The organism is Actinobacillus minor NM305 (assembly GCF_000175195.1).
Taxonomy (GTDB): domain Bacteria; phylum Pseudomonadota; class Gammaproteobacteria; order Enterobacterales; family Pasteurellaceae; genus Haemophilus_A; species Haemophilus_A minor.
Window position 1 is genome coordinate 1 of sequence record NZ_ACQL01000022.1, and the last position, 258, is coordinate 258.

1 pseudogene is annotated in these 258 nt (G+C 29.1%); it reads right to left on the minus strand.

Annotated elements, in window-relative coordinates:
- Positions 1-237, minus strand: a pseudogene (locus tag AM305_RS00595) (IS256 family transposase, variant Zn-binding type); the annotation flags it as partial.
- Positions 238-258 lie beyond the last annotated feature (21 nt).

Below are 258 nucleotides of genomic sequence, written 5' to 3' on the forward strand. Positions count from 1 at the left end.
ATAATCCATATAACGTTTAAAACTACGATAAGCACTTCTTACATTCCGATGTTTATAAGGATAATAGCCCTTTTCATTCGGTTTATCTGACCGTTCTTCTAAAAATTCTTTATGTTTTAAATACCAATGATGTAATCGTAAATAGAAGTCTTTTTTAGAACTCTGTTTAAGTGTCAATGCAATGATTTTTAATTCTTTTCCAGCAATAGATTGATGTTTTTTTCGTAATACTCTCATCACAATGGCTACCATATGAAA